Origin of the sequence: Streptomyces sp. PT12 (genome assembly GCF_003311645.1) — a bacterium.
Taxonomy (GTDB): Bacteria; Actinomycetota; Actinomycetes; order Streptomycetales; family Streptomycetaceae; genus Streptomyces.
The window spans coordinates 102,414-120,991 of the sequence record NZ_QEST01000088.1 but is presented as its reverse complement, the minus strand read 5'-3'; the positions used below and the strand labels follow the sequence as shown (position 1 = coordinate 120,991).

General features: G+C 73.2%; 20 protein-coding genes. 14 read left to right on the top strand and 6 right to left on the bottom strand.

The annotated features are described in order from the left end of the window. Nucleotides 1-8 precede the first annotated feature (8 nt). From DEH69_RS09695 to DEH69_RS09685, 3 genes are all read right to left on the bottom strand, one after another. Nucleotides 9-890, bottom strand: coding sequence for a hypothetical protein (locus DEH69_RS09695; RefSeq protein WP_147255505.1), 882 nt, complete (start codon nucleotides 888-890; stop codon nucleotides 9-11). A 235-nt stretch (nucleotides 891-1,125) separates the two neighbouring features. Then, on the bottom strand, nucleotides 1,126-1,959 hold the full coding sequence (locus tag DEH69_RS09690; RefSeq protein WP_113686512.1) for a DsbA family protein: 834 nt from the start codon (nucleotides 1,957-1,959) through the stop codon (nucleotides 1,126-1,128). Nucleotides 1,960-2,060: 101 nt separating this feature from the next. Further along, complete coding sequence (locus tag DEH69_RS09685) at nucleotides 2,061-2,735, bottom strand: hypothetical protein (protein WP_113686511.1); 675 nt, start codon at nucleotides 2,733-2,735, stop codon at nucleotides 2,061-2,063. A 272-nt stretch (nucleotides 2,736-3,007) separates the two neighbouring features. On the opposite strand from DEH69_RS09685, the gene dnaE reads away from it, so the two are divergent. Then, the gene (dnaE, locus tag DEH69_RS09680) at nucleotides 3,008-6,544 is read left to right on the top strand and encodes a DNA polymerase III subunit alpha (protein WP_113686510.1); all 3,537 of its coding nucleotides are present in this window, start codon (nucleotides 3,008-3,010) and stop codon (nucleotides 6,542-6,544) included. A 132-nt stretch (nucleotides 6,545-6,676) separates the two neighbouring features. Further along, nucleotides 6,677-6,910: a hypothetical protein gene (locus DEH69_RS09675; protein WP_113686509.1), complete on the top strand. Its 234-nt coding sequence runs from the start codon at nucleotides 6,677-6,679 to the stop codon at nucleotides 6,908-6,910. Between the two features lie 104 nt (nucleotides 6,911-7,014). Here DEH69_RS09675 and DEH69_RS32510 read toward each other — a convergent pair whose 3' ends face one another. After that, entirely contained in the window at nucleotides 7,015-7,140 is a 126-nt protein-coding gene (locus tag DEH69_RS32510; protein WP_258534562.1) for a hypothetical protein, read from the bottom strand. Nucleotides 7,141-7,329: 189 nt separating this feature from the next. On the opposite strand from DEH69_RS32510, the gene DEH69_RS09670 reads away from it, so the two are divergent. The 4 genes from DEH69_RS09670 (at nucleotide 7,330) to DEH69_RS09655 (ending at nucleotide 11,204) form a co-directional block, all read left to right on the top strand. Next, complete coding sequence (locus DEH69_RS09670; RefSeq protein ID WP_113686508.1) at nucleotides 7,330-8,547, top strand: NYN domain-containing protein; 1,218 nt, start codon at nucleotides 7,330-7,332, stop codon at nucleotides 8,545-8,547. 193 nt (nucleotides 8,548-8,740) lie between these two features. After that, nucleotides 8,741-9,703 carry an ABC transporter ATP-binding protein gene (locus DEH69_RS09665; RefSeq protein WP_113686507.1) on the top strand — a complete coding sequence of 321 codons (963 nt, stop codon included), beginning with the start codon at nucleotides 8,741-8,743 and terminating at the stop codon, nucleotides 9,701-9,703. Continuing rightward, a complete protein-coding gene (locus DEH69_RS09660; protein ID WP_113686506.1) occupies nucleotides 9,700-10,467 on the top strand; it encodes an ABC transporter permease in 768 nt (255 codons plus the stop codon). The genes DEH69_RS09665 and DEH69_RS09660 overlap by 4 nt, the downstream gene beginning before the upstream one ends. 119 nt (nucleotides 10,468-10,586) lie before the next feature. Next, nucleotides 10,587-11,204, top strand: coding sequence for an ABC transporter permease (locus DEH69_RS09655; RefSeq protein WP_113686505.1), 618 nt, complete (start codon nucleotides 10,587-10,589; stop codon nucleotides 11,202-11,204). Between the two features lie 41 nt (nucleotides 11,205-11,245). Here the strand turns inward: DEH69_RS09655 and ybaK are convergent, their stop codons facing one another. Together ybaK and DEH69_RS09645 are read right to left on the bottom strand one after the other, a co-directional pair. Then, nucleotides 11,246-11,719: a Cys-tRNA(Pro) deacylase gene (gene ybaK / locus DEH69_RS09650; protein WP_258534561.1), complete on the bottom strand. Its 474-nt coding sequence runs from the start codon at nucleotides 11,717-11,719 to the stop codon at nucleotides 11,246-11,248. A gap of 29 nt (nucleotides 11,720-11,748) precedes the next feature. Continuing rightward, nucleotides 11,749-12,504 carry an LON peptidase substrate-binding domain-containing protein gene (locus DEH69_RS09645; protein ID WP_113686503.1) on the bottom strand — a complete coding sequence of 252 codons (756 nt, stop codon included), beginning with the start codon at nucleotides 12,502-12,504 and terminating at the stop codon, nucleotides 11,749-11,751. Between the two features lie 91 nt (nucleotides 12,505-12,595). Between DEH69_RS09645 and hisD the strand changes: the two genes are divergently transcribed. From hisD to hisF, 8 genes are read left to right on the top strand one after another with little or no spacing between them, the layout of a single operon-like run. Beyond that, entirely contained in the window at nucleotides 12,596-13,996 is a 1,401-nt protein-coding gene (hisD, locus tag DEH69_RS09640; RefSeq protein WP_113686502.1) for a histidinol dehydrogenase, read from the top strand. After that, entirely contained in the window at nucleotides 13,993-15,111 is a 1,119-nt protein-coding gene (locus DEH69_RS09635; protein ID WP_113686501.1) for a histidinol-phosphate transaminase, read from the top strand. The genes hisD and DEH69_RS09635 overlap by 4 nt, the downstream gene beginning before the upstream one ends. Then, nucleotides 15,108-15,698, top strand: a complete 591-nt coding sequence (gene hisB / locus DEH69_RS09630; protein WP_113686500.1) for an imidazoleglycerol-phosphate dehydratase HisB — start codon at nucleotides 15,108-15,110, stop codon at nucleotides 15,696-15,698. The genes DEH69_RS09635 and hisB overlap by 4 nt, the downstream gene beginning before the upstream one ends. Further along, nucleotides 15,699-15,857: a hypothetical protein gene (locus DEH69_RS31380; RefSeq protein ID WP_181727345.1), complete on the top strand. Its 159-nt coding sequence runs from the start codon at nucleotides 15,699-15,701 to the stop codon at nucleotides 15,855-15,857. It abuts the gene before it with no gap. 4 nt (nucleotides 15,858-15,861) lie between these two features. Further along, the gene (gene hisH, locus DEH69_RS09625) at nucleotides 15,862-16,506 is read left to right on the top strand and encodes an imidazole glycerol phosphate synthase subunit HisH (protein ID WP_113686499.1); all 645 of its coding nucleotides are present in this window, start codon (nucleotides 15,862-15,864) and stop codon (nucleotides 16,504-16,506) included. Next, nucleotides 16,506-17,222, top strand: coding sequence for a bifunctional 1-(5-phosphoribosyl)-5-((5-phosphoribosylamino)methylideneamino)imidazole-4-carboxamide isomerase/phosphoribosylanthranilate isomerase PriA (gene priA, locus DEH69_RS09620; protein WP_113686498.1), 717 nt, complete (start codon nucleotides 16,506-16,508; stop codon nucleotides 17,220-17,222). Before hisH ends, priA begins: the two co-directional genes overlap by 1 nt. After that, entirely contained in the window at nucleotides 17,219-17,641 is a 423-nt protein-coding gene (locus DEH69_RS09615; RefSeq protein WP_258534560.1) for a Rid family hydrolase, read from the top strand. Before priA ends, DEH69_RS09615 begins: the two co-directional genes overlap by 4 nt. Continuing rightward, entirely contained in the window at nucleotides 17,638-18,408 is a 771-nt protein-coding gene (gene hisF / locus DEH69_RS09610) for an imidazole glycerol phosphate synthase subunit HisF (protein ID WP_113686496.1), read from the top strand. The genes DEH69_RS09615 and hisF overlap by 4 nt, the downstream gene beginning before the upstream one ends. The last annotated feature ends 170 nt before the right edge of the window (nucleotides 18,409-18,578 follow it).

Here is an 18,578-nt window from a genome sequence, read left to right as displayed (position 1 = left end):
CAGTACACCTAGCCGTCGTCGCAGCGGCTGGTGGCGAGGCTGTCGGGGTTGCACAACAGGTCCGCGTCGGCGGGGTCGTGGCTGAGGTAGCGGCCGACGCACTCGTTGCCCGTGGTGAGGCCGCGTTCGGCGCAGAACGCCAGCGCGGCGTTGCCGTCGGCGAACAGGCCAGGGGCGTAGATGAACCAGTAGCCGGGGCGCAGCGAGGCCCAGTCGGCGCTGAGCAGCACCTCGGCCTCGGGGACGTTCGCGCGGACGGCGTCGAGGCGTTCGTCGCGCGCGGCGGTGCCGGAGTCGACCGACTCGGAGAACAGCTGCGCCACCCAACGGCCCTCCTCCGTCTCCTCGTTCGTCTCCTCGTCTTCGGGCTCGGGCTCGGGCTCGGGCTCCGGCTCGGGCTCGGGCTCGGGGGTGAGCTCGGGCGTCGGCGGGGCCGGGTCGTTCTGCTCGGTCTCGTCGACGGACGGGGTTTCGCCGCCGCCGCGCTCGCCGCCCTCGTCGAGGCGGTCGCCGCCGCCCCGGAGCAGCGACGCGGTCAGGGCGCCCGCGCCGATCAGCAGGACGGCGGCCACGGCGGCGGTGATCACCCGGGTGCGGGCGGCGTCCCGGCGCGGGGGCGCGGCGAGCGGGTCCGTGGTGGCGGCGGGCCTGACCCCGGTCTCGGTGGGGGAGTGGGCCACGCCGGGCCCCACCTCCCGCTCGACGGCGGCCAGCATCGCGTCGAGGCGCGCGGCGTCGGGGCGGGCGGCCGGGTCCTTGACCAGCAGCGCCTGAGCACGTCGCCGAGCGGGCCCGACCTGACGGGCGGCGGCACCGGTCCTCGTGGACCGCGGAGAGCGTGGCCAGCGTCGTGCCGCGGCGCAGCGGGCCGTAGCCCTCGGCCAGGACATAGAGGGGTAGCAGCTCCATCACGAGCCACGGGTGCGGGTCCAGGTCGACGATGTGGTTGCCCCCGTGGCCGAGCCGTTGGAGCAGCTCGAAGCGGCCGTCGATCACCTGACCTGGCTGTGCCCCCGTCATGGGGTCAGCTGAGGCCGGTGGCCAACGGGCGGGCGAACCGGGCGTCTTGGCCCGGGGGGCCGGGGGCCGGGGGATCGCCCGCCCGTGGGCGGGAGGTGGCGCGGGTCAGCCCTGGACGCTGTTGGCCTCGATCACGGCCTGGAAGTCCTCGGGCGTGGCGGGCCGTTCGATGACCTCGCCGTTGAACTTGAGCGTGGGCGTGCCCTCGACGTCGGGGTCCGCCTGGAACTTGTCCGACATCCGCAACGCCCAGACGGCGAACGTGTCGTTGGTGACGGCGTTCTCGAACTCCTGGTTGTCCGCGAGCTCGGGAATGTTCGCGGCTATCTCGATCAGCCGCTCGTCGTCACCGAACTCGTCGGCGGACTCCGGGGGATGGATGTCCGCGGAGTACAGCGCGTCGTGGTAGTCGAGGAACGCCTCGGGGCTGACGTCGAGCGCCGCGCCCAGGGCGCCCAGGGCGTTCTTCGAGCCCGAGCCGCCGAGGTTGTCGTCGAGGAAGGTGCCGAAGACATACTCGACCGCGTAGTCGCCGTTGTCGATGCCCTCGCGAACGGTCGGGCCGAGGGACTGCTCGAAGTCGGCGCAGGCAGGGCAGCGGGCGTCCTCGTAGAGGGTGAGGGTGTTGGCGGCGTCCTCGTCGCCGACGCGGACGGTCAGTCCCTCGTCGCCCGAGGCGTGGGCCGGGGCATCGGTGGGGAAGTCGCCCTCCCCGTCCTGCACCTGCTCGGCGACGGCGCCCCAGTCGGTGGCGTCGTCGCCGTCGCCCATGCTGGCGACCGCGACGCCGATGCCGCCCGCGACGGCGAGGATCGCGACGACCGAGCCGCCGACGGTGAGTTGCCTGCGGACCTTCTCGCGCCTGGCCTGGCGTTCGCGCTCGGCCTTGAGGCGCTCGCGGGCCGCGCGCTTGGCCTCGGAGGAATTGCGCTTGCTCATGGTGGATGGTCTCCGTGGTGTGTGGTATCCGGTCGGTGGGCGGGGGCCCGCCACGGAACGCGGCGCGCGGGCGCGACGTGGTCGGCGCGTGCGCGGTGCGGTCAGTGGGCGGGCGCGGCCACCGGGGGTCCGCGGCGCAGGACGGAGTGGGCGAGCGCGGGGAGCGCGGGGGCCGCGAGCACGCGGCGCGGGCGGCGGGGGCCAGGGTCCACGGGGGCGGGGACGGCGGCGCGCGTGAGCGGGACGAACAGCGGGCGGAACGTCGCGGCGGCGGCGGAGCGCAGCGTCCGCGCCAGGGCGCGCTCGCCGCAGCGGAGCCAGGCCGCGGCGGCCAGGCCGACGGCCACGTGCGCGGCGAGCAGCAGCCAGGGCCCCGCGGGGGCGGCGGCGAACGGGACGGGGTCGCCGCCCGCGAGCCCGGCCAGCGGGGGGCCCACGTCGCCGCCCGCGCACAGGAGATCGACGCCGAGCAGCCGGAGCGGGCCCGTCACGGGCCCGCCGCCGGGGCCGTAGCACGTGGCCTGGCCCGTGGTGAAGACGGTGTCGGCCGCGAGGTGCGCCGGGACGAGCAGCGCGGCGATCGTGCCGAAGCCGTGCTCGCGGCGGCCGACGAGGGCCAGGGCGAGGCCGAAGACGGCGAGGGAGACCACGGCGACGGTCGGCAGGGGCAGCGGCTCACCGGAGAGCAGCACATGCGCTCCGGCGGAGAGCGTGACACAGAGCGCCGCGAACACCGCCGCGCGCGCCACCCGCATTCCCGGAGCCGATATGCCCATCGGAACCGAGTGTGCCACGGCCGCGGTCGGCGGGGTACGGGCGGTGTGCCCCGGTGCCGGGGCGGGCGCCTGCGGGAGAGATCGCGGACGGGGTCGCGCGGGAGGTCGCGCGGGAGAGCGAACGCTCCCCCGCTGGCCTGCGGCATCGTTGATCAACAGGGGCCTGACCTGCGTAAACGTCATCTGCTTCGGGGCGCGCCCCGACCGTTCCCCCGGCGCTCGCCGGATGTAGGGTCGGGGGATCCACGACCCTGCTGCGGAAGGCCCGGCGCGTGACCAAGCCCTTCACACACCTGCATGTGCACACCCAGTACTCGCTGCTCGACGGGGCGGCGCGGCTGAAGGACATGTTCAAGGCGTGCCAGGAGATGGGCATGTCACATATCGCGATCACCGACCACGGCAACCTGCATGGCGCGTACGACTTCTTCCAGCAGGCGCGGGGCGCGGGCGTGACGCCGATCATCGGGATCGAGGCGTATGTCGCGCCCGAGTCGCGGCGGCACAAGCGCAGGGTGCAGTGGGGCCAGCCGCACCAGAAGCGCGACGATGTCTCCGGCTCGGGCGGCTACACGCACAAGACGATCTGGGCGCACAACAGCACCGGGCTGCACAACCTCTTCAGGCTCACCTCGGACGCGTACACCGAGGGATATTTCGTGAAGTGGCCGCGCATGGACAAGGAGACCATCGCGCAGTATTCGGAGGGGCTGATCGCCTCCACGGGCTGCCCGTCGGGCGAGGTGCAGACGCGGCTGCGGCTCGGGCAGCCCGAGGAGGCGCTGAAGGCGGCCGCGGACTACCAGGACATCTTCGGCAGGGAGCGGTACTTCCTGGAGCTGATGGACCACGGTCTCGAGATCGAGACCCGGGTGCGCGATGGGCTGCTTGAGATCGGCCGCAAGCTGGGCATCCCGCCGCTGGTCACCAACGACTCGCACTACACGCACGCGCACGAGGCCGGGGCGCACGACGCGTTGCTCTGCGTCCAGACCGGCAAGAACCTGTCGGATCCCGATCGTTTCCGCTTCGACGGGACCGGCTACTACCTGAAGTCGCCCGAGGAGATGTACGCCATCGACTCGTCGGATGCCTGGCAGGAGGGCTGCGCCAACACCCGCCTGGTCGCCGAACAGGTCGACATCGACGGCTGGTTCGAGCCGCGCGACCTGATGCCGCGCTTCGACGTGCCCGAGGGGTACAGCGAGGTGACCTGGTTCCAGGAGGAGGTGCGGCGCGGGATGGAGCGTCGCTACCCGGGCGGGGTGCCCGAGGACCGGGCGCGGCAGGCCGAGTACGAGATGGGCGTCATCATCCAGATGGGGTTCCCCGGGTACTTTCTCGTGGTCGCGGACTTCATCATGTGGGCCAAGGCGCAGGGCATCGCGGTGGGCCCGGGCCGCGGCTCGGCCGCAGGCTCGATCGTGTCGTACGCGATGGGCATCACCGACCTCGACCCGATCGAACACGGCCTGATCTTCGAGCGCTTCCTTAACCCCGAGCGCGTGTCCATGCCCGATGTCGACATCGACTTCGACGAGCGCAGGCGCGGTGAGGTCATCCGTTATGTCACGGAGAAGTACGGCGCCGACAAGGTGTCGATGATCGGCACCTACGGCACGATCAAGGCGAAGGCCGCCATCAAGGACGCCTCCCGCGTGCTCGGCTACCCGTACGCGATGGGCGACCGCATCACCAAGGCGATGCCCGCCGACGTGCTGGGCAAGGGCATCCCGCTCTCCGGCATCACCGACAAGGACCACCCGCGCTACAGCGAGGCGGCCGAGGTCAGGGGGATGTACGAGAACGAGCCCGACGTCAAGAAGGTCATCGACACCGCCAAGGGCCTGGAGGGCCTGGTCCGGCAGATGGGCATGCACGCCGCTGGCGTGATCATGTCGAGCGAGCGGCTGGTCGACCATGTGCCGCTGTTCGCGCCGAAGAACGACGGCGTCGTGGTCACGCAGTGGGACTATCCCACGTGTGAGTCGCTCGGCCTGCTGAAGATGGACTTCCTCGGGCTGCGCAACCTCACGATCATGGATGACGCGGTCAAGCTCATCAAGAAGAACAAGGGCATCGACGTCAAGCTGCTCGATCTGACGCTCGACGACCCCAAGACGTTCGAGCTGCTGGGGCGCGGCGACACCCTGGGCGTCTTCCAGTTCGACGGCGGGCCGATGCGGTCGCTGCTGCGCATGATGAAGCCCGACGACTTCGAGGACATCTCCGCCGTCGGCGCCCTGTACCGCCCCGGGCCCATGGGCATGAACTCCCACATCAACTACGCCCTGCGCAAGAACGGCCAGCAGGAGATCACGCCGATCCACAAGGAGCTCGAGGAGCCGCTCAAGGAGGTCCTCGACGTCACCTACGGCCTGATCGTCTACCAGGAGCAGGTGCAGAAGGCCGCCCAGGTGCTCGCCGGGTACTCGCTCGGACAGGCTGACCTGCTCCGCCGCGCGATGGGCAAGAAGAAGAAGGAGATCCTGGACAAGGAGTTCGTGCCGTTCCAGAGCGGCATGCGCGCCAACGGGTACTCCGACGAGGCGATCCAGGCCGTGTGGGACGTGCTGGTGCCGTTCTCCGGCTATGCGTTCAACAAGGCGCACTCGTCGGCATATGGCCTTGTCACCTACTGGACGGCATATCTCAAGGCCAATTACCCGGCCGAGTACATGGCGGGGCTGCTCACGTCGGTGCGCGACGACAAGGACAAGTCGGCCGTCTATCTCAACGAGTGCCGCCGCATGGGCATCAAGGTGCTGCCGCCCGATGTCAACGAATCCGAGGCGCACTTCACGCCGCGCGGCGATGACACGATCGTTTTCGGTCTTACCGCGGTGCGAAACGTGGGCCAGAACGTTGTCGATTCGATCGTGGCCACCCGGAAGGCGAAGGGGAAGTACAGCTCGTTCCCCGACTTCCTCGACAAGGTCGAGGCCGTGGTCTGCAACAAGCGCACCGTCGAGTCGCTGATCAAGGCGGGCGCGTTCGACACCCTCGACCACACCCGCAAGGGCCTGACCGCGCACTTCGAGCCCATGATCGACAACGTCGTGCAGGTCAAGCGCAAGGAGGCCGAGGGCCAGTTCGACCTCTTCGGCGGCATGGACGACAAGGACGAGGACAGCGGCCCCGGCTTCGGCATGGACGTGGTCTTCTCCGACGAGGAGTGGGAGAAGGGGTATCTGCTCGCGCAGGAGCGGGAGATGCTCGGCCTGTATGTGTCCGATCATCCGCTGTTCGGCATCGAGCACGTCCTGGATGAGAAGGCCGACGCCGCGATCTCCGCGCTCGCGGGGGACTACCAGGACGGCGCCGTGGTCACCATCGGCGGCATCATCTCGGGGCTCCAGCGCAAGATGACCAAGCAGGGCAACCCCTGGGCCATCGCCACCGTCGAGGACCTGGGCGGCTCGATCGAGTGCATGTTCTTCCCCGCCTCCTACCAGCTGGTCTCCACCCAGCTCGTCGAGGACGCCGTGGTGTTCGTCAAGGGCCGCCTCGACAAGCGCGAGGACGTGCCGCGCCTGGTCGCCATGGAGCTGATGGTGCCCGACCTCTCCGAGGCGTCCGCCGACGCCCCGGTCACGATCAGCATCCCCCTGGTCAAGGTCACCCCGCCGCTGGTGGAACGCCTCGGCGAAGTGCTCGGGCAGCACCGCGGCCCCACGGAGGTGCGGGTCAAGCTCCAGTCCGCGCGCAGCACGACCGTCTACCGGCTCGACCGCCACCGCGTGCGGGCCGATCCCGCGCTGTTCGGGGATCTCAAGGCGCTGCTCGGCCCTGCCTGTCTCGCGGGGTGACGGCGTTTGGCGGGATGATGCCCGCCTGTTGGGCGGATGATGGAGTCCGCTTTACCTGAATGGGGCGTCGGGAGGTCTACCTTCGACAAGGAGCGAATCTCCGAATGAGGGTGGAGCGCAGTGGAAGCCCGAATGGTCAACAAGGCGGTATTCCTGTTGCGTCAGGTGCGTGTTTCGCGCCAAGAGGCCGTGCACGCGCTGGTCGTCTATTTCCCCGGCACGGCATTCGAGGACCGATTGCGCTGCGTCCATGAGGCGTGGGACATCGTGCACGGCGATGCCGCGCCGGTGGAATCGGTGACCTCCGAGGTGTCGGACGCGCGCTATTTCGCGGCGGCGCATGAACGGCACTCGTTCAACGACTGAGACCGGCTGAGACCGGGACCTGACACCGAAGGGCGCGCCCCCGCCGCGGGGCGCGCCCTTCGCCGTGTCGCCGTGTCGCCGTGCCGTGGGCCCGGCGTCGGCGGTCAGTTGTGCCCGAAGCGGCGCTCGCGCTTGCGGCTCCTCGGCTGCTCGGCGGGCGACTCGGTGCGGGGCTGCTCGGGCGGCGGCTCGGGTGCGGGCCGACGGTCGCGATTCTTGTTCTTGGCCATGATCGCCTCCTGGCTGCGCTTCCCGCGATCGGTGAACGCGGGCCCGCGACCAGGCTCGCACGACCCGCCATCCTTCGCATTCCGGGCGCGGGCGGTCACGGATTCGCCACGCCGAAGATCGAGTTGGCACAGATAACGGCGGTCCTGTCGGGCAGACTCAGGAAAACGCTTAGGTAGGGAAGGTGCAACGTGGACCGCTGTGTCGTCCTGGTGGATGCCGGCTATCTGCTCGGTGCCGCCGCCAGCCTTCTCGCCGGGGAGCCCGCGCGCCCGCGCATCACCGTCGATCACGCCGCGCTCATCCAGGCGTTGCGCGAGCGCGCGGAGGCCGACACGGGCTGCGACCTGCTGCGGATCTACTGGTTCGACGGCGCGCCCGACCGCGTTCCCCAGCCCGAGCACCGGCGGTTGCGCGTGATGCCGCGCGTCACCGTGCGCCTCGGGGCGCTCACCAGGAGCGACGGGCGCTGGGCGCAGAAGGGCGTGGACGCGGCCATGCACGCCGAGCTCACCGAGCTCGCGCGCAACCGGGCGTGCGCCGACATCGTGCTGGTCACCGGCGACGGCGACCTGCTGCCCGGGCTGATGTCCGCCAAGGAGCACGGAGTCGCCGTCCACCTGTGGGCCGTCCAGGCCGCCGACGGCGACTACAACCAGTCCGAGGACCTGGTCGCCGAGGCCGACGAGCGCCGCGTCCTCGACCGCGCCTGGATCACGCGCGCCGTGCGCGTCAACGAGGCGCCCGCGCCCGGCTCCGCGCCCCGCGTCACGCGCCCCGAGATCGCCGCCATCCTGTCAGCGCCGCACGCCGAGACCTCGGCCACGCCGTCGAGGACCACCCAGCGCGAGCCCGCCCCCGCGGGCAAGAACGGCACCGCCCCCGCCGAGGAGCCGGCCTGTGAGCCGGACGACCGCGACGGCGCCGTGCCCGCCGCCAAGGGCGTGCCCACCCCCAAGGACCTGGCGTCGCTCGGCCGCCCCGTCCCGCCGCCCGCCACCGCGACGCTGCGCTGGTCGTCCGACCGCGGCTGGGTGGACCGCGGGGGCCCCGAGGAGTCGCCCGAGATCGCCGCGCTGCCGATGCTCTCGCAGCTGACCACCGCGGAGCAGCGCTGGGCGGACCGCGAGGAGGACATCACGGCGGTGGGCGGCGACCCGTTCGAGGTGGGGCAGGTGTTCGCCAGGCGCTGGGCGGAACGCCTCGCCGGGCCCGCCCCGTTGCAGCAGCTCTCCGGCGAGTACCCCCGCATCCCGCACCGCATCGACGGCGAACTCCTGCGTTACGCCGCCAGGTTCGGCCTGCTGACCCACAAGGACGACCAGATCGACGAGCAGGACCGCTATGCGATCCGCGCCGGGTTCTGGCGTGAGGTCGACGGGCGCACCGGCGCCGAACGCACCTCCTGAGCCCGCCCGTCAACGGCCCCGTCACCGGCCCCGCCATCGCCGCCCGTGTCCGAAACGTGCCCCGGTGTCCGGCGCGCGCCCGCCGCCACGTAGGCTCCTGACCGTGGCCGCATCGATCGCCAGGGCCGGGTCACCGACGGCAGCAGCCCGGCGCGCGCCGGCCCGCCCCCCACTCGTCGAGGCCGCGTACACGGTGCGCGGGCTGACCAAGACCTATCCGGGCGGGCGCCGCCCCCGCGGCGCCCCGCCCGCGGGCCCCGTCACCGCGAGCCGCGACATTGCGCTCGACATCGCGAGGGGCGAGGTGTTCGGGCTGCTCGGGCCCAACGGCGCGGGCAAGACGACGCTCGTCAGGCAGCTCACCGGGCTGCTGCGCCCCGACGCGGGCAGCGTCACCCTGCTCGGCCACGACCTCGTCCGCCACCCGCGCCGCGCGCCCCGGCTGCTCGCCTACCTCGGTCAGGAGTCCACCGCGCTCGACGAGCTGACCGTGGCCCTGGCCGTCGAGACCACGGCGCGGCTGCGCGGCCTCGACGCGGAGGCGGCCCGCCGCGAGCGCGAGGCCGTCATGGAGGAGCTCGACCTGGCCGCCGTCGCCTCGCGCCCGCTCAAGCGGCTCTCGGGCGGCCAGCGCAGGCTCGCCTGCGTGGCCGCCGCGCTCGCGGGCCCGCGCCCCGTGCTCGTGCTCGACGAGCCGACGGCGGGCATGGACCCGGTGGCCAGGCGCGCCGTGTGGGCCGCGATCGACCGGCGGCGCGCGTGCGAGGGAACGACGGTGGTGCTGGTGACGCACAACGTCATCGAGGCCGAGACGGTGCTCGACCGGGTCGCGGTGATCGACGCGGGCCGCGTCATCGCGTGCGACACCCCGGGCGGGCTCAAGGCGCTGGTGGGCACCGACGTCCGCCTCGAGCTGGTCTGGCGGGACGAACCCCCGCTCGGCGAGCCGGAGATCGCGGCCCTGCGCGCGGCGGCGAAGGTGGCGGGTCGGCGCTGGACGCTGCGGCTGCCCGCCGACCGCGCCCGCGAGGCGGTGGCCGCGGTGACGGCGGGCCCCGCGTTCGCCGCGCTCGACGACTTCACGCTGGCCACCCCGAGCCTCGAGGACGTCTATCTCGCCCTGGGCGGGCGCGGCACGGGCCTGGAGCGTTCGTGAGCGCCCACCCGCTGGCCCCCGGGGTGGGGGTGTGGCCCGCGCTCGGCGCCGTATACCGGGCGCAGCTGTCGCGCGCGCGGGTGGCGCGGATCCCGCTGCTGTTCGTGGCCACCTTCCAGTCGATCGGGATCATGATCCTGATGCGCGGCGTCGTCGACGGCGGCGAAGGCGAGGAGGCGCGGGCCGTGGTCGCCGGGTCCGCGGTGCTCGTGGTGGCGTTCGTCGCCCTCAACCTGCTGGCCCAGTACTTCGGGCAGCTGCGCGCCGCCGGTGGCCTCGACCACTACGCGACCCTGCCGGTGCCCGCCGCCGCGGTGGCGCTGGGGACGGCGGCGGCGTACGCGTCGTTCACCGTGCCGGGGGTCGTGGTGACCGCCGTGGCCGGGGGGCTGCTGTACCAGCTGCCGCTCGGCGGCCTGTGGGTGCTGCTCGCCGTGGTGCCGCTGGCCGGGGCCGCGCTGGCCGGGCTCGGCGCGGCGCTCGGCCTGCTCGCGCCGCGCGCCGAGCTGGCCACGCTGTGCGGGCAGCTCGGGATGTCGGCGGCGCTGCTGCTCGGCGTGCTGCCCGAGGGGCGGCTGCCCGAGCCGGTGCGCCTGCTGCGCGACCTGCTGCCGTCGAGCTACGGCGTGGACGCGCTGGCCGTGGCGCTCGGCCCGCGCCCCGACTGGGGCTCGGTGGTCGCGAACCTCGCCGTGTGCGCCGGGGTGGGCGCCGCCGCGCTCGCGCTCGCCACCTGGGCCTACCGCCGGGCCGCGCTGCGCTGAGCCCCTTCGCGCCCGCGCGAGCCCCGGCGCCCTTCTCCGCGCCCCCGCGAGCTCCCGCCCGACGCCCGAACGGCCGTCCCCGGGACCGAACAGGCGGCCGGGCCTGGCAGGATGACGGGGTGACCGATCCCCAGCCCGCACCCGATCACCACCCCGAGTCCCCGTCCACCGGGGGGCCGCCCGGTGGCGGGAGCCCAGGGCAGCGCACGGACTGGCGGCGGGAGATAGCCGACGGCGTCCGCGTGGCGCTGCCCCTCGCGGCGGCCAGCGGCCTGGCGCTCGGGCTGCTGTGGCTGTGGCTCGCGCCCCGGGTGCCGCTGGTGTCGGACGGCAGGTCGGTCATGCTGGCGAACTCAGAGGGCCAGCAGGCGATCGCGGCGGACGGCACGTTTCTGCTGCTCGGCCTCGCGATCGGCGCGGTCGCGGGGGTCGTGGTCTTCGCGCTGCGGCGCACGGGCGGGGTGGCCCTGGTGCTCGGGCTCGCCGCGGGGGCGCTCGCGGGCTCCTGGCTCGCCTGGCAGCTGGGCATGTGGCTCGGCCCCACCGACGACGTCGCGGCGGCGGCCCGGGACGCCGGGGTCGACAACGTCTTCGACGCGTCGCTGCGCCTGGGCGCCAAGGGCGTGCTGTTCGCCCTGCCCGCCGCCGCGGTGGGTGCCCACCTGCTGTGCCAGGCGGTCCTCGGCCCCCGCGACCCCGAGCCGGTGCCGGTCGAGCTCCCCCAGTGGCGCGAGTAGGCGACCCTCAGACGAGCCTCGGCCGGGGCCGTGCGCCGGGCCTACTCCCGCGTGATCGGGGCCGTCACCGCGCCCGTCAGGGCGATCAGGTCGCCGGGGGCGAGCTCCATCTCCAGGCCCCTGCGGCCCCCCGAGACAAAGATCGTCGCGTGGCGCTGCGCCGACGCGTCGAGCACCGCGCGCAGGCGCTTGCGCTGCCCGACCGGCGAGATGCCGCCCCGCACATAGCCCGTCGCGCGCTCGGCCGCGGCCGGGTCGGCCATCGCGGCGCGCTTGCCCCCGGCCGCCCTGGCCAGGGCCTTGAGCGCGAGCGACGCGGAGACCGGGAGCACCGCCACCGTCAGCGTCCCGTCCACCTCGGTCACCAGCGTCTTGAACACCCGCTCCGGGTCGACCCCGAGCGCCTTCGCCGCCTCCTCGCCGTACGAGGGCGCGGCCGGGTCGTGGGTGTAGGAGTGCAGGGTGAACGCCACCCTCGCCCGGGCCGCGGCCACCGTCGCGGGAGTGCCTGTCATGGGAACCTCCACGTCCATGGTGCCGATGGTCAGTTGAGGCTGGTCGGCCTGGCCGTGTACTCCGCGCCCGGCACCGAGGGCAGCTTGCCGATCAACGCCGTCTCGTGGCGCAGGATCCGCAGCTCCTCCGCCAGCCGCGTCGCCGTGTCCTTGGCCTGGAGCAGCCGCTGCTTGTCGCCGGAGTAGAGCATCGTCGCCGCGGCCACCAGGTAGGAGACCACCGACGGGTCGTCCGGCAGCTCCTGGCCGGGTGCGAGGGTCCGCTCGTTCGCCCCGGCGAGCACCTTCTGGTAGGAGCGGAACGCCCGCAGCACGCCGGACGCGAGCGCCCCCGCGCCCTCCCCCGCGACCTCGGGCAACGGCTCGATCTCCGCCGTCAGATACGGGCCGCTCGCGTCCACCGACACCAGCCGGAAGCGGGTCGTCCCTGTGGCCAGCACCTCGTAGCTCTCGGCGGGGTCGCCCTCGCCGCGCGGCCTGATCGTCGAGGCGTCGGCGACGCAGCCGACCGCGTGGAACGAACGGGCCGGGTCGTCGGGCGCGAAGCCCGCGGCGGCCCCCGCCTCGGGCGGCTCGGAGCCGTCGGGCAGGCCAAGCGCGCTCGGTGCCACCTCGTGCCCGTCTCTGATGGCGACGACCCCGAAGGGCCGCGGCCCCTCGTCGGGCAGGGCGAGCAGGTCCTTCATCATCGCCCGGTACCTGGCCTCGAAGACGTTGAGCGGCAGCACGAGCCCGGGGAACAGCACGGTGTTCAGCGGGAACAGCGGGAGGCGCGTGGTCGTCACGACCGGCCAGCCTATCGGTTGCCCTTCGGGCCATGGACCGCATCGTGAAACGGGATCTCGCCACCGTGAGACGGTCTGCGAGACTGGAACGGTGCTGACCCGAATCGATCTGCGGGATTCGTCCACCCCGGGCGTGATCGACCGCGACCTGCTGCCCCGCGCCGAGCTCGACGTCGAGGCCGCCCTGGCGAAGGTGCGGCCCATCTGCGACGACGTGCGCCATCGCGGCACCGCGGCGCTGATCGAGTACGCGCGGCGGTTCGACGGTGCCACCATCAGCCGCACCCGGGTCCCCGCGAAGGAGCTGACGCGCGCGCTCGATGGCCTTGATCCGGCCGTGCGGGCCGCGTTGGACGAGTCCATCCGCCGCGCCAGGACCGTCCACCGCGACCAGCGGCGTTCGGACACCACCACGCGCGTCGTGCCGGGCGGCACGGTGACCGAGCGGTGGGTGCCCGTGGAGCGCGTGGGCCTCTATGTGCCGGGCGGGCAGGCCGTCTACCCCTCGTCCGTCGTGATGAACGTCGTGCCCGCGCAGGAGGCGGGCGTCGGCTCGCTGGCCGTCGCGTCGCCGCCGCAGCGCGAGCACGGCGGGCTGCCGCACCCCACGATCCTGGCGGCCTGCGCGCTGCTCGGCGTCGACGAGGTGCACGCGGCGGGGGGCGCGCAGGCGATCGCGATGCTGGCGCACGGCACCGACGAGTGCGCCCCCGTCTCGCTGGTGACGGGCCCGGGGAACGTGTATGTGGCCGCCGCCAAGCGGCTGCTGCGCGGGATCGTCGGCATCGACGCCGAGGCCGGTCCCACCGAGATCGCCGTGCTGGCCGACGAGAGCGCCGACCCGCGCCTGATCGCCGCCGACCTGATCTCCCAGGCCGAGCACGACGAGCTGGCCGCCGCCGTGCTGGTCACCCCGTCCGTCGCGCTGGCCGACGCCGTGGACGCCGAGCTGCGCGTCCAGGTCCCCGCCGCCAAGCACCAGAAGCGGATCGCCGAGGCCCTTTCGGGCCGCCAGTCCGCGGCCGTCCTGGTCGCCGACCTCGACCACGGCCTCGCCGTCACCGACGCCTACGCCGCCGAGCACCTGGAGATCCAGACGGAGAACGCCGCCGAGGTCGCGGCCCGCGTGCGCAACGCCGGGGCCGTCTTCGTCGGCCCGCACTCCCCGGTCTCCCTCGGCGACTACTGCGCCGGGTCCAACCACGTGCTGCCGACCGGCGGTTGCGCGTGCCACTCATCGGGGCTCTCGGTGCAGTCGTTCCTGCGCGGCATCCATGTCGTCGCCTACGACCGCGCCGCGCTGGCCGAGGTGGCGCACCACGTGGTCGCGCTGGCCGAGGCCGAGGACCTGCCCGCGCACGGCACGGCGGTCACCGTCAGGCTTGAGGGGAACGGCAGCCTCAAGGGGAACGGCAGCCTCAAGGGGAACGGCAGCCTCAAGGGGAACGGCAGCACAGCGACCGTGAACGGGAAGGCACCGCACCGCAAGTGACCCGCATCGACGACCTGCCCATCCGGGACGAGCTGCGCGGCAAGACGCCGTACGGCGCCCCCCAGCTCGACGTCCCGGTCCGGCTGAACACCAACGAGAATCCCCACCCCGCCCCCGAGGCCCTGGTGCGGCGGATCGCCGAGCGCGTCGCCGACGCCGCCCGCGACCTCAACCGCTACCCCGACAGGGACGCGCGGCAGCTGCGTGCCGAGCTTGCCGCGTATCTCACCCGCGCCACGGGGCACCCCCTCACCGCGGAGCGCGTCTGGGCCGCCAACGGCTCGAACGAAGTGCTCCAGCAGCTCCTCCAGGCGTTCGGCGGCCCGGGGCGCGGGGCCATCGGCTTCGACCCCTCCTACTCGATGCACTCCCTCATCTCGCGCGGCACGGGCACCTCCTGGATCTCGGGCCCGCGCAGCGAGGACTTCGGCATCGACCAGGACGCCGCCGTCGCCGCGATCCACGCGCACAGGCCCGCCGTGGTCTTCGTGTGCTCGCCCAACAACCCCACCGGCACCGCCGTATCGGCCGGGACCGTGCTCGCCCTGCACGACGCGGCCCAGGCGGCGGCGCGTGACGAGCGCGGCGCGCTCGTCGTGGTGGACGAGGCGTACGCCGAGTTCAGCCACGGGCCCTCGCTGCTGCCGCTCATCGAGGGCCGCCCGCGCCTGGTGATCACGCGCACGATGTCCAAGGCGTTTGGCGCGGCCGGGCTGCGGCTCGGCTATCTGGCCGCCGACGCCGCCGTGGTGGACGCCGTGCAGCTGGTGCGGCTGCCCTACCACCTCTCCGCGGTCACCCAGGCCACCGCGCTTGCCGCACTGGAGTTCGCCGATACGCTGCTCACCTATGTCGAGGAGCTCAAGGACGAACGCGACCGGCTCGTCACGGAGCTGACCGCGATCGGCTGCGAAGTGACCGAGTCCGACGCCAACTTCGTCCAGTTCGGCCGCTTCGACGACGCGGCGGCCGTGTGGCGGCGGCTGCTCGACCACGGGGTGCTCGTCCGGGACAACGGCGTGCCGGGGCGCCTGAGGGTCACCACGGGGACCAGGGCGGAGAACGACGCGTTCCTCGACGCGGTACGCGCAGTGACGAAGGAGATCAGCCAATGAGCCGCGTGGGACGCGTGGAGCGCACCACCAAGGAGACGTCGGTGACCGTCGAGATCGACCTCGACGGCACGGGCCGTGTCGATGTGTCGACGGGCGTCGGCTTCTTCGACCACATGCTGGACCAGCTGGGGCGGCACGGGCTGTTCGACCTGTCGGTCAAGACCGAGGGTGACCTGCACATCGACAGCCACCACACGATCGAGGACACCGCGCTCGCGCTGGGCGCGGCGTTCCGGCAGGCGCTCGGCGACAAGGTCGGCATCGTCCGCTTCGCCGACGCCTCGGTGCCGCTCGACGAGTCGCTCGCCCAGGTGACCGTCGACCTCTCGGGGCGCCCCTACCTGGTGCACCGCGAGCCCGACGGCATGGCGCCCATGATCGGCGCGTACGACACCACGATGACCCGGCACATCCTGGAGTCCTTCGTCGCCCAGGCCCAGATCGCGCTGCACGTTCACGTCCCCTACGGGCGCAACGCGCACCACATCGTGGAGTGCCAGTTCAAGGCGCTGGCCCGCGCCCTGCGGTACGCCAGCGAGATCGACCCCCGGCAGACCGGCGTTCCCTCGACCAAGGGGGCGCTGTAGATGAACGGCGTCTCCACCCTGCTGATCGTCGTCGGGCTCTTCCTCGCGGGCGGCGTCTACTCGTTCGCCAGGCAGGGCCTGCCCCGGGGCGTCGTCGGGCTGCTCGGCATCGGCAGCGCCCTGTGCCTGGTCGCGGGCGTGCTGCGGCTGGAGCTGTAGCGCCATGGCAGGCAACGCCAAGAGCGTCGTCGTCCTCGACTACGGCTTCGGCAACGTCCGTTCCGCCGAGCGCGCCGTCGCCAGGACCGGGGCGCGCGTGGAGATCACCCGCGACCTCGACGCCGCGATGAACGCCGACGGGCTGCTGGTCCCCGGCGTGGGCGCGTTCTCCGCCTGCATGGCCGGGCTGCGCGCCGCGCGCGGCGACTGGGCCGTGGGGCGCAGGCTGGCCGGGGGCAGGCCGGTGCTCGGCATCTGCGTCGGCATGCAGATCCTGTTCTCGCGCGGCATCGAGCACGGCCAGGAGAGCGAGGGCCTGGACGAGTGGCCAGGCACGGTGGGCCCCTTGGAGGCCGACATCGTGCCCCACATGGGCTGGAACACCGTGCGGCCGCCCGAGGGCTCACGGCTGTTCGCCGGTCTCGACGCCGACGAGCGCTACTACTTTGTGCACTCCTACGCCGTTCACGACTGGGAGTTCGCCGCCCACCACGCCGTGCGCGCCGCGCCCAAGGTCGCGTGGGCCACGCACGGCCGCCCGTTCGTCGCCGCCGTGGAGAACGGCCCGCTGTGGGCCACCCAGTTCCACCCGGAGAAGTCCGGGGACGCCGGCGCCCGCCTCCTCACCAACTGGATCGAGACCCTCTGATGCTGGAACTGCTGCCCGCCGTCGACGTCAGGAACGGCCAGGCGGTCCGCCTGGTGCACGGCGAGTCGGGGACGGAGACCTCCTACGGCGACCCCCTGTCCGCCGCGCTCACCTGGCAGCGCGCGGGGGCCACCTGGCTGCATCTGGTGGACCTCGACGCGGCGTTCGGCACCGGGGACAACCGCGAGCGGATCGCCGAGGTGACCGCCGCGGTGGACATCCGCGTCGAGCTGTCGGGCGGCATCCGCGACGACGACTCGCTCGCCGCCGCCCTGGCCACCGGCTGCACCCGGGTCAACCTCGGCACGGCCGCCCTCGAGTCGCCCGACTGGGTCGCCAAGGTCATCGCCGAGCACGGCGACCGCGTCGCCGTCGGCCTCGACGTGCGCGGCACCACGCTGCGCGGGCGCGGCTGGACGCGCGACGGCGGCGACCTGTACGAGACGCTGGCGCGCCTCGACCGCGAGGGCTGCGCCCGCTATGTCGTGACCGACATCAACAAGGACGGCACCCTCAAGGGCCCCAACCTCGACCTCCTGCGCAACGTGTGCGCCGTGACCGAACGCCCCGTGGTCGCCTCGGGCGGCGTCTCCTCGCTCCACGACCTGCGCGCCATCGCCGCGCTCGCGCCCGAGGGTGTCGAGGGGGCGATTGTCGGCAAGGCGCTCTACGCCGGGGAGTTCACCCTGGAAGAGGCGCTGGAGGTCGTGTCGTGAGCGGAACGGGTGTGAACGGTCCTGGCGTGGAGCGGGTCGAGGGCTCCACGCCGTGGCAGGAGGCGGTCGGCTCGGGGCGGGCCGTCGCCGCGGGCGACTTCGTGCTGGTCGGCGGGACCCTGCCGCCCGCGGACGGTGCCGCGGCCCCGGGGAACCCCTACGACCAGGCCAGGTCGGCGCTGAACGAGGCGGTGGCGGCGCTCGCGCCGTTCGGCCTCGGCGCCGACGCGGTGGTGCGCACGCGCCTGTATGTGAGCCACGCGCGCGACGCCGAGGACGTGGGGCGCGCGCACCGCGAGGTGTTCGACGGTGTGCGGCCCGTGACGACGCTGCTCGTGGTCTCGGGCTTCGCGGACTCGCGGGTGCTGGTCGAGGTCGAGCTCGACGCGTACAGAGGAGCGAAGGGAGCCGTGACATGACGCTGGCCGTGCGGGTCATCCCGTGCCTCGACGTGGACGCGGGCCGGGTGGTCAAGGGCGTCAACTTCCAGAACCTCAGGGACGCGGGGGACCCGGTCGAGATGGCCAGGGTCTACGGGGACGAGGGCGCGGACGAGCTGACGTTCCTCGACATCACGGCGTCGTCGGGCAACAGGGAGACCACCTACGACGTGGTGCGCAGGACCGCGGAGCAGGTCTTCATCCCGCTGACGGTGGGCGGCGGGGTCCGCGCCGTGGACGACGTGGACCGGCTGCTGCGCGCGGGCGCCGACAAGGTCGGGGTCAACACCGCGGCCATCGCGCGGCCCGAGCTGCTGAGGGAGATCGCCGAGCGGTTCGGGCGGCAGGTGCTCGTCCTCTCGGTGGACGCGCGGCGCTGCCCCGACGGCACGTCGACGCCCTCGGGGTTCGAGGTCACCACGCACGGCGGGCGGCGCGGCACGGGGATCGACGCGGTGGAGTGGGCGCACCGCGCGGCCGATCTGGGCGCGGGGGAGATCCTGCTCAACTCGATGGACGCGGACGGCACCAAGGACGGCTACGACACGGCGATGATCGCGGCCGTGCGCAAACATGTGTCGGTGCCGGTGATCGCCTCGGGCGGCGCGGGACGGCTTGAGCACTTCCCGCCCGCGATCGGGGCGGGCGCGGACGCGGTGCTCGCCGCGTCCGTGTTCCACTTCGGCGACCTGCGGATCGGCGAGGTCAAGAACGCCCTGCGCACGGCGGGCCACACGGTGCGCTGAACGCGGCTCGGCCCCGGCCCCCCGCCGGTGGCCGCTCGGCCCGTCGTCGGCCCGCGGGCGTGCGGGCTCCGGGCCCGTGGTCCGGGTCGCCCCGCGGCTGCGCCGCGCTGGTGGGGCCGCCGTGCGTGGTCGTCAGAAGAACCGCTGGCGAACTGGACGCGGGTAGACGG

Coding starts and splice junctions, on each gene's coding strand:
- DEH69_RS09695 (WP_147255505.1), bottom strand. CDS start 890: ATGTCCTGGCCGAGGGCTACGGCCCGCTGCGCCGCGGCACGACGCTGG.
- DEH69_RS09690 (WP_113686512.1), bottom strand. CDS start 1,959: ATGAGCAAGCGCAATTCCTCCGAGGCCAAGCGCGCGGCCCGCGAGCGC.
- DEH69_RS09685 (WP_113686511.1), bottom strand. CDS start 2,735: ATGGGCATATCGGCTCCGGGAATGCGGGTGGCGCGCGCGGCGGTGTTC.
- DEH69_RS09675 (WP_113686509.1), top strand. CDS start 6,677: ATGGTCAACAAGGCGGTATTCCTGTTGCGTCAGGTGCGTGTTTCGCGC.
- DEH69_RS32510 (WP_258534562.1), bottom strand. CDS start 7,140: ATGGCCAAGAACAAGAATCGCGACCGTCGGCCCGCACCCGAGCCGCCG.
- ybaK (WP_258534561.1), bottom strand. CDS start 11,719: ATGACAGGCACTCCCGCGACGGTGGCCGCGGCCCGGGCGAGGGTGGCG.
- hisB (WP_113686500.1), top strand. CDS start 15,108: ATGAGCCGCGTGGGACGCGTGGAGCGCACCACCAAGGAGACGTCGGTG.
- DEH69_RS31380 (WP_181727345.1), top strand. CDS start 15,699: ATGAACGGCGTCTCCACCCTGCTGATCGTCGTCGGGCTCTTCCTCGCG.
- hisH (WP_113686499.1), top strand. CDS start 15,862: ATGGCAGGCAACGCCAAGAGCGTCGTCGTCCTCGACTACGGCTTCGGC.
- priA (WP_113686498.1), top strand. CDS start 16,506: ATGCTGGAACTGCTGCCCGCCGTCGACGTCAGGAACGGCCAGGCGGTC.
- hisF (WP_113686496.1), top strand. CDS start 17,638: ATGACGCTGGCCGTGCGGGTCATCCCGTGCCTCGACGTGGACGCGGGC.